Genomic DNA, 10238 nt, shown 5'->3' on the forward strand with positions numbered 1-10238 from the left:
TCGAAATGGACGGTCCGACGACCAGGACTTCGTGCCCCTCGTCGATCAAGTACCCAACGAGCCGCCCGAGCGTCCGCGAAACACCGTCCTCGACGTGATTGTAGTTGCCCGTGAACAGGGCGATCCGAAGCGGCGGCACGTCATGTGGAGCGGGGCACGAAGATGTACCAACCGAAAGGCTACGGGCTCCCGACGGCGAGCGCCTCTTTCAGAAACTGGCCAGTATGGCTTTCGTCGATAGCTGCCAGGTCCTCCGGCGTCCCCTCGGCGACGACAAACCCGCCCCGTCGGCCGCCTTCGGGACCGATATCGATGACCCAATCGGCCGCCTTGATCACATCGAGGTTGTGCTCGATCAGCACGACCGAGTGACCAGCCTCGACGAGGGCGTTGAACGCCGCCAGGAGCTTGCGGATATCGTCGAAGTGGAGCCCCGTCGTCGGCTCGTCGAACAGGTAGAGCGTGTGACCTTGGTGCGTCTTGCTCAGGTGAGCGGCCAGTTTGACGCGCTGAGCCTCGCCGCCCGAGAGCGTGTTCGACGGCTGCCCGAGCGTGAGGTATCCCAGACCTACATCTTGGAGCGTCTTGAGCTTCTTCTCAACCCGCTTCTGGCCAGTGAAGTAGTCGACGGCCTCGTCCACAGTGAGGGCGAGAATCTCAGCGATGTTCTTGCCCTTGTAGCGGATCTCCAGAACGTCCTGCTTAAAGCGGGCTCCGTGGCAGGCCTCACACTCGAGGTAGAGGTCCGCAAGGAACTGCATCTCGATCTGAACAACGCCCTCGCCCTGGCAGGTCTCGCATCGCCCGCCAGGGACGTTGAACGAGAACGTGCCGGCCCGATAGCCACGCACCTTTGCTTGGTGCGTCGAGGCCATCAGTTCCCGAATCGCGTCGAACGCCTTGATGTAGGTGACGGGGTTGGACCTCGGGCTCTTGCCAATCGGTGTCTGGTCGACCATCTCGACGCTCTCGATCAAGTCCGCGCCCTCGATGTGGTCGTGGGCACCTACTTTCCCTTCGAAGTCGCGCCCCTTGAGGCGCTGCAATCCTGCGTAGAGCGTCGAGTGGACGAGGGTCGACTTGCCAGACCCTGAGACGCCGGTCACGACGGTAATCTGGTCGAGGGGGAACGCGACCTCAAGCCGCTTCAGGTTGTGTTGGCGAGCGCCCTTGATCACGATCTGGCGATCCTCATTCCGGACACGGCGCTCGCTGGGAACAGGGATGGTCTTGCGGCCAGACAGGTACGCGCCCGTCAGGCTGTTCTCGTCCTCGAGGGCGTCCTCGAATGTCCCTTCGAAGATGATCTCACCGCCGAGCGCACCCGACCCCGGGCCAATGTCGATGATGCGGTCAGCTCGACGCATCATCTGCTCGTCGTGCTCGACCACCAGGACAGTGTTGCCAATGTCGCGCAGCCCCTCGAGGATCGCAATCAGTCGGTCGTTGTCGCGAGGATGCAATCCGATCGTGGGCTCGTCGAGGACATAGAGGCTTCCGACGAGCGATGAACCTAGCGACGTCGCTAGGTTGATGCGCTGCGTTTCTCCACCCGACAGCGTCATTGCTAACCGGTCCAACGTCAGGTAGTCGAGTCCGACCTCGACGAGATACCCCAAGCGCTTGCGCACCTCATCCAAGATGCGGCTCGCAACCTCGAGGTCGTGGTCGCTCAAGTCGACGGCGTCGAAGAATGCTCGCGCGTCGGCGGTCGTGAGTTCGGCGAGCTCTCCGATGTGAAACCACCGGCGCTCGTCGCCCTCGGTGCCGAGTGCAGGACCCCGAAGTTTCACGTGCAACGCCTGTGGGCGGAGCCGGTAGCCGTCGCATGCGGAGCAGCGCGTGTAACCCCTAAAACGAGCGGAGTAGATGCGGAAATGCATCTTGTAAGCCTTCTTCTTGAGGTAGGAGAAGAAACCGTCGACGCCGACGTAGTCGCCCTTTCCAGACCAGACAAGGTCCTTGTGCGACTGGGGGAGGAGGGTATAGGGCACGTCAAGGTCGATTCCTTCTCGGCCGGCCATCCGCAGGAGCGACCGTTGATGCTTCGACCACTGCTCCGTGCGGAACGGTGCGATGGCGTCCTGGCGAAGGGAGAGCTCGGGATTGGGGACGACTAGGTCTGGATCGACTCCGGGGACACGCCCGAAGCCCTGACACGCTGGGCAAGCTCCGAGCGGGCTGTTGAACGAAAAGAGTTGGGCCGTCGGGTCCTCGAAGGTGATGCCGTCTCGCTCGAACCGCGCCGAAAACTCGAGGGTCTCAAACAGACCTTCGCGTGGCGCGGTGATGACGACTACACGCTCGTCACCTTCGCGGAACGCCTGCTCGACGGAGTCTGCGATGCGACTTGTCGTAGAGCTCTGGTCGGGGTTTGTGGCGAGCCGATCCACGAGAACCAGCAGGCGATTGACGGGCGTCTTCACCGCAGAGGGCTCTGTCTCGCTCAGGTCGATGACATCGGGTTGTGCTCCCTTCGCGGCTTGCTTTTCTGTGGGAAGAGCGATCAGTCGGAAGAACCCTCGGGCTCGAAGCGCCTCGAGTTCGTCGGTTTTCTTGGCCCCCTTGTGCTTCGGGAACGGGAAGCACAGGTAAAACCGAGTTTTCTCATCTAGGGACGCCTGGACGGCCTCGGCGACAGATCGTGGTGAGTCGCGCACGACAGTCTCGCCGCTGACTGGAGAAATGGTCGTCCCGACACGGGCAAAGAGAAGCCGTAGGTAGTCGTAGACCTCCGTTTGGGTGGCGACGGTCGAGCGAGGGTTCTTCGTCCCCGTCTGCTGCTCGATGGCGATGGCTGGGGCTAAACCCGTAATGAGGTCGACATCGGGCTTGTCCATCCGGTCGAGGAACTGGCGTGCGTACGCGCTCAGGCTTTCGACGTAGCGGCGCTGTCCTTCCGCGTAGATCGTATCGAACACGAGCGACGATTTTCCAGACCCAGACGGCCCCGTGACCACGACCAGCTTCTTCTTCGGGATCGTGACGTCGACGTTCTTGAGGTTGTGCTGGCGAGCGCCCTTGACGACGAGCTCACGGCCGACGAACCGCTTCTGAATGCTGTTCTTCAGTGAGTGGGGAAGGACCGATGCGTTCGCCATCGCGAGATAGGTAGCTGAGAGATTCTAGGGGAGAACGGAACGCCCTCGAGGTCGGCGAAGATGCCTATGAATGGTGAAGGCGCCGTGTCAGCGGCATGCACAGACGCTCTACTCAAGTGAGCAGTGCTTCGGTATATGGCAGCCTCAGTTAACTGCGGAAACAGACTGGAGTGGAGTCGGTACCCGACGGTAAGAATCTCACTCACCCCTCTCTCACCCCTCCCAATAAATGGCCCGTCTCTACGCCCGGCTACTTGTACTGGCCTTCTTCTTCGCTTCGGTCGGAAGCGTCTCGGCAGATACGATCACTGTCACTACCCTCGAGGACGAGACAACTGACAACGGTAACTGCTCATTCCGCGAGGCCGTCGAGGCCGCGAATACTGATGAGCCCGTAGGTGGCTGTGAAGCCGGAGACGGCGCTGACGAGATCATATTCGACGAAGACCTCGAATCCGGTTCCATAACCTTCCAGTCCGGGCCGGTGACTGTCACGGACAGCCTAACCGTAGACGGTAGTACGTCCGAGACTACATCCGTCCAGCTCAGCGGCGATTTTTTGTTTCGTCTAATCGAGGTTGAGTCCAGCGTATTGACACTGACAAATATTAGGCTCGCACGAGGCCGAGGCGCACGAGGGGGTGCAGTCCTCGTTCAACCTGACGCTAGACTGGTTGCTGAAGGCGTTTCGTTTACTAGAAACGAGGCCACAGGCAGCGCGGCCACAGACGGAGGTGCAGCTGTCTACGTCGAGGGTGGATCCGCAACGATGACGAACGTCTCCTTCGACTCAAACCGGGCGACAGGAACCTCAGGGTCGGGAGGCGCGGTGTTTAACAACCGTGGGACCGTGACCCTTCGGCGTTCCTCGTTCACCAATAACGAGGCGAACCGCGCCGGGGGCGGAATTGAGGCGAACGGAGGATCTACACTACTCACCGACGTAAGCTTCTCCAGAAACAGGGCGGGTTCCAACCCTGGCAATGGTGGTGCTTTTCACATCACGGGATCGGGCTCCGCGTCTATCCGCGGAGGAACGGTCTCGCGAAACGTAGCAAGCAGTGAGGGTGGAGGCTTCTGGAACAGCACCGGGACGATGACCATTGCTCGAACGGTGTTCACAGATAATCGTGCCGAGGGAGCAGACGCGGACAACGGCGGCGGAGCTGTGTTTAACAATGGTGGTGACGTCCGAATGGATACGACGACGGTCAACAGGAATTCGGCGACAGGAGCGGCTGGTTCGGGCGGCGGCGTTTTCAACAACGGGGGCACATTAACCGTACGATCCGGTGTCTTTACCTCAAACGTCGCTCGGCGTGCGGGTGGGGGCATCGAGGACGCGAATGGAATTGTGGCGGTGGTCGCATCTGCGTTTAGTCAGAACACTGTGATCGACCAGGCGAACCCTGGTAACGGCGGTGCCATCCACAGCGGCGGTGGCACCGTGACGGTATCGGGTGGCGAGTTCGACTCAAACCGGGCCGTTGAGGGAGGCGGTATTTGGACGAGTGGAGACCTGATTGTCACAAGCGGGGGTGTCCTCAACGAGCCGGCCGTGTTCACCAACAACATCGCGACCGGTGATGAGGCGACGCAGGGCGGTGGAGCGTTGTATGCGACGCCTTCAGGTACGATGACGGTAGCCGATGCACAGATCACCGACAACGTCGCGAGTGGTACGTTAGGATCGGGTGGCGGAGTGTTTTCGGCGGGCGTGCTAACGATGACCGAGGCCGTCGTGTCGAGAAACAGAGCGAACCGTGCCGGTGGCGGCATCGAGGACGCAGGTGGAACGGTGATTCTCGAAGACGTCGTGCTACGAGCCAACACCATCGGTACTGCCATGCCGGGCAACGGTGGCGGACTTCATAGCGGCGGTGGTGACGTCATCATCTCCGGAGGTCTCGTGGAGAACAACGTCGCGGTTGAGGGAGGCGGTGTCTGGGTGAGTGGTACGCTCGCGCTCAACGGTGGAGCTGGTGACATCGGCCTAGCGGGTGATGATGGCGACGGCAATGGAGACGGAAGAGACGACGAGGGGAACGACCGCCGCGACGATGACGAAGACGCCATTGATGGTGATCGGTCGGTGTTCACGTTGATCAGAAACAACCGAGCGACGGGCGACGCCGCAGGAATCGGAGGCGGTGGAATCTTCGTCGAGACCGGAGGCGCGGCATCTCTGCGCTACGTCACCCTCGAGGGCAACGCCGCAACTGGAACGTCGGGATCAGGGGGAGGGCTCATGCTCGCCGATGGGACGACGGCAAGCATCGCCTTCTCTCAGATCGTAGAGAACCGAGCGAACCGAGCTGGAGGTGGCATCGAGCTATTTGACGATGCCGCGACGGGTGCAGCTACGACGTCGGTCGAGATGAGAAACGTGACCATCGACGGCAACTCGATTGCGACAGCGATGCCAGGCAACGGTGGCGGCCTTCACGCCGGTGGTGCAGGGCAGGTCTTCGTCCGTCAGACAACAGTATCCAACAACAGCGCTCGTGAGGGCGGTGGTCTCTGGATCGCTGGAGGAGGGGAGTTGAACCTCGGTAACTCGACCGTCACGAGGAACACAGCGACCGATGCCGGCGGTGGCGTCTATGACAATGGAGGCGCGACGATCTCAATTGCGAGCTCCACAATTGCGCTGAACGAGGCCGGTTCAGACGGTGGAGGTTTGGTATCGCAAGGGCAGACGTTCACGCTGACGAACACGATTGTAGGAGCCAACGAAGCGACTGGCCAAGGCGCTGACTGCCGGGGCACATTTCAGTCGGGCGGTAATAACCTGATTGAGTCCGATGCCGGATGCACGTTCGAGGGCGAGACGTCAACGAACGTGACGGGTGTCACGCCAATGCTCGGACCGCTTCGCAACAACGGAGGCTTTACTCTCACGCACGCTCCCGCGGCGGGTAGTCCAGCCGTAGACGCAGGAAACTCGATGTTCGAGTTTGACCAGCGCGGGTTGCAGCGCGGTGGGTTTGGGAGCGGCGTCGGACAGGACATCGGCGCCGTTGAGCTTAACGGGACTCCGGTCGCAGAAGAGGACGGCCCGGAAGGCGACGTCGCCTTCGCGCTCCTCCCGACGCGCCCGAACCCTGTTGCGAACCGAGCAACCGTCTCGTTCACGGTCGCCGAAGCCGGCTCCGCGAGTGTCGCGGTCTACAACGTGCTGGGCCAACGCGTATTGACCGCCTATCAGGGCGATGCCGCGCCTGGCTCCGACCTCGAGGCCGACCTCGACGTGTCGACGTTGGCCGCCGGTGTCTATTTGGTTCGGCTTGAGTCAGCTGGCCAAATGGCAGTCCAGCAGATCACCGTCGTTCGCTAACGTACCTAGGCGGGCTGTCCTCGAGGACGACTCGAGAGCGCCCCGACTGGCTTTGGCTGGTCGGGGCGCTTCTTGTCGAGCCAAGCGCGAGCCCTAGGTGTGGCTACGTTCGCGAGTCATGGGCTTTCTGAATCCACTCATCCTAGCCGGTCTGGCCGCGGCGGCGATTCCAATCGCGGTTCACCTCTTTAACTTCCGACGGCCCGACCGCCTCGACTTCTCGACGCTCCGCTTCGTCCGCGAGATCGAGGCGACTTCGATGCGGCGCGTCCGCATCCGGCAGTGGCTGCTGCTCGCACTCCGGACGATCGCCGTCGTCTGTCTGGTGCTCGCGTTCGCACGTCCGACCCCGACCGCCGGCGCGAGCGTCCTCGAGGACGGCGCGCCACGTAGCCTGGCGCTGGTCGTCGACAACAGCCGGTCGATGGGACTCCGCGACGCGCAGGGCGCTTTGATCGACCAGGCGCGGGAGCTTGGCGCTGCCGTCCTTGAGACCGGGAGCGCGGGCGACGAGCAGACCGTTCTGCCGATGGCGAGGCCACCCGAGTACCGACCGGTCCCATTCTCGACCGTCGGACCCGCCCTCGATGCGGTCGAAGCGATGTCGGCGCGGCCAGGAGCGGAGACGCTGACGGCGGCCGTATCTCGGGCCGCGAGCCTGCTCGAGGGCGCGATTCACCCGCGCCGAGAGGTCATCGTAGTGAGCGATCTGCAGGCGGCCACATTCACGGACTCCGTGAGCGCGACGCTACCCGACGACGTCGACGTGACGTTGATACCACTCGGAGGACGGCGTCAAGTGAACACGGCCGTGACCGACCTCGAGGTCGTGAGCCAGATCGTTGAGCCAGGGCGTCCGGTCCAGATTCAAGCGACCGTCGTGCGGTACGGCGGTCGGCCCGGCACAGTCGGCGCGGCGCTCGTGCTCGATGGCGAGCGCGTCGCGGAGACGGCGGTCGACGTCGTGCCCGATGTCCCAGTTCAAGTGCCCTTTACCGTCACGCCAACCGTTCGAGGCTGGGTCGGAGGCGAGGTCCGCATCGAGGGCGACGCCGCCGAGTGGGACGACGTCCGCTACTTCGCACTCCGCGTGCCGCCGCCGCCCCGCATTCTCCTGGTTCGCGGCGACGGGCAACGGGCGGATCTGGTCGCGCTCGCGCTCGGTGTCGTCGCTGAGGGAGGGAGCGTTGTGCTCAACGAAGTGGCCGAAGGGGGACTCGCTGGCGCCGACCTCGATCGGTACGACGCAGTCGTACTCGCAGGCGTGTCGTCAGTTGGCGACGTGGGGCGGTTGGCGTCGTTCGTCGCCGACGGCGGCGGCGTCCTTACGTTTCCATCGGACGATCCTGCCTCGATGAATCCTCTTCTCGCGGCCGTCGGTGGCGGCCGTGTCGACGGCCTCGAGGGCGACGGGACCGAATCTCTCGGCACGTCCACCGATGTCGACCTCGAGCATCCGGTGTTCGCCGGTGTCTTCGACGCCGCCCGCCCTCGACCCGAGGCCATCGACATTCGCCAGATCGCGCAGTACCGACCCGGAGGCGCCAACGAGTCCACGCTCATCGGGACGCAAGCCGGACCGCCGCTCGTACAAGAGATCCGTCGAGGACGAGGGAGCCTGCTCTACGTCGGCGTCGCGCCCGACCTCGAGTGGAGCGACCTCCCACAGAGCGGCCTGTTCGTGCCGCTCCTGTTCCGCTCCGCCGCCTACCTGTCTGCGGGTTCCGCGATCGAGGACGAGGGCGAGCTGAGGGCCCGCCAGGGCGGATCTGTCCGCGTCGAGGGCGTCGAAGCTGGGGCGGCGCTCCGCCTGGTGGGGCCGGACGGAATCGCTCTCTCGCCTCCGCAGCGGACCGTCCCCGGAGCCGTCGTCCTCGATGTGGACGACGCGGTTACGACGGCAGGGCTCTACCGAGTCGTGCAAGGCGACCGCACGCTTCGTGTTGTGGCCGTCAACGACAGCGCCCGCGAGTCGGACCCCGCCGCTCTCGATGCCGACGAAGCCGTCCGGCGCTTGGAGGACGCGACGGGACGCCCGGTCCGCCTGGTCGCGGACGCTGCCAGTCTGCTCGACGAAGAGTCGTCCTCGAGGACGCCTGTGTGGACGTGGCTGCTCGGGATCGCGCTCGCGTGCCTGGTCGCCGAAACCCTCGTCACGACGCGGTGGAAGCCGTCCTCGACGTAGCCGACCTCGAGGACGTAGGCTTTCGAATTGGAGCGCGAATGAGCACGGGGAATTGCCAGAGCGGGCGACGTTCGCACTCTAGCTTCACGTCGACGGGCACGCATCGGTGCCCTGGCTCGTTTCCCAAGACCCCCGCTTCTGCTTTTGACCCCACTGACCGCCCGACGACGTGAGACCGCTGTGCTGGTCGGCGTCAAGACCCCCGACGCCTCCATCGCCGATCTCAACGACGGCCTCGACGAGCTCGAGCTGTTGACTGACACAGCCGGCGCCGACACGGCCGCTCGCCTGACGCAGAACCTGGCCCGCATCCATTCCGCGACGTACATCGGAAAGGGCAAGGTGGAGCAGCTTCGCAAGCGCGTCGAGAAGGAGTGCGCCGACTTGGTCGTGTTCGACGATGACCTGACGCCGGTCCAGGTCCGCAACCTGGAGAAAGCCCTCGAGGCCGAGAAGAACAACGTCAAGCTGGTCGACCGCTCGGGGCTGATCCTGGACATCTTTGCCAGCCGGGCGCGCTCGGCACAGGCCAAGGCGCAGGTCGAGTTGGCTCAGCTGACCTACCTCCGCTCGCGCCTAACGCGGGCCTGGACGCACCTCGAGCGCCAGAAGGGAGGTATCGGAATGCGCGGGCCGGGCGAGACCCAGATCGAGACCGACCGCCGGTTGATCGGCCGCCGCATCTCGGTCTTGAAGGACCACCTCGAAAAGATCGACCGACAGCGGACGACGCAGCGCAAGGGTCGTGGCGACCAGACGCGCGTTGCGCTCGTCGGTTACACGAACGCGGGCAAGAGCACGCTGATGAACGCGATGGCCGGCGCCGGCGTGTTCGCCGAGGACCGCCTGTTCGCCACGCTCGACGCGACGACGCGCCAGGTCGACCTCGACACAAATAAGGGGATCCTGCTCGCCGACACCGTCGGGTTCATTCGCAAGCTGCCCCACTCCCTCGTGGAGAGCTTCAAGAGCACGTTGGACGAGGTCCGCGAGGCCGATCTGCTGCTCCACGTCGTCGACGTGACGCACCCGAACGCCGAGGACCACATCGCCGTCGTGAACGAGACGCTGGCCGAACTCGACGCGACGGACAAGCCGACGCTGATGGTGTTCAACAAGGTCGACGCCTTGGAGAACAAGGGCTTGTTGGACCAACTCGAGGCCGCGCACGACCACGCCGTATTCATCTCGGCCTCTCGCGGAATCGGCCTCGATGAGCTGCGAGCCCAGACCCTGGCGCTCGTCGAGTCCGACTACGTCGACCGGATCGCGCTTCTGCCGGTCTCCGATCCCAAGGCCCGCGCCCACATCCACAGCGTGGCCGAGGTCGTGGAGGAGGAGTTCGGGTTCGCGAGCGACGCCTTCGACGCGAGCGCCGACGAGCTGGCCGTGACACGCCTGCGGTTCCGCGCCTCGACCAAGAACGCCCCCGACCTCGACCGGATGCTCGAGCGGTTCGGCAACCTGCGCTGGGTCGGGACGGCCCAAAGCGCCGACCTCGAGGACGAGTCCGCCTAGCTCACGACCAGGAGAACCCCGAACGGGTCGAGGATCGTTCTGAACGGGCCGAATCCGCATCTCGCCCGCGTCACTTGGAACGCCTCTTGCGCGTCTA

At 63.8% G+C, this 10238-nt stretch carries 4 protein-coding genes; 3 read left to right on the plus strand and 1 reads right to left on the minus strand.

Translation table 11 applies throughout. From position 1 onward, the window contains the following. Window positions 1-179 precede the first annotated feature (179 nt). Window positions 180-3101, minus strand: coding sequence for an excinuclease ABC subunit UvrA (gene uvrA, locus WBA11_RS05825; protein ID WP_424519771.1), 2922 nt, complete (start codon window positions 3099-3101; stop codon window positions 180-182). A 229-nt stretch (window positions 3102-3330) separates the two neighbouring features. Here uvrA and WBA11_RS05830 point away from each other — a divergent pair, with 229 nt between their 5' ends. The 3 genes from WBA11_RS05830 to hflX all read left to right on the plus strand — a co-directional run bounded on the left by WBA11_RS05830 (window position 3331) and on the right by hflX (window position 10141). Beyond that, entirely contained in the window at window positions 3331-6438 is a 3108-nt protein-coding gene (locus tag WBA11_RS05830) for a choice-of-anchor Q domain-containing protein (protein ID WP_424519772.1), read from the plus strand. A gap of 118 nt (window positions 6439-6556) precedes the next feature. After that, window positions 6557-8623, plus strand: coding sequence for a BatA domain-containing protein (locus tag WBA11_RS05835; RefSeq protein WP_424519773.1), 2067 nt, complete (start codon window positions 6557-6559; stop codon window positions 8621-8623). 144 nt (window positions 8624-8767) lie between these two features. Further along, window positions 8768-10141 carry a GTPase HflX gene (hflX, locus tag WBA11_RS05840; RefSeq protein WP_424519774.1) on the plus strand — a complete coding sequence of 458 codons (1374 nt, stop codon included), beginning with the start codon at window positions 8768-8770 and terminating at the stop codon, window positions 10139-10141. Window positions 10142-10238 lie beyond the last annotated feature (97 nt).

This window comes from Rubrivirga sp. (assembly GCF_049648075.1).
In the GTDB taxonomy this organism is placed as follows: domain Bacteria; phylum Bacteroidota; class Rhodothermia; order Rhodothermales; family Rubricoccaceae; genus Rubrivirga.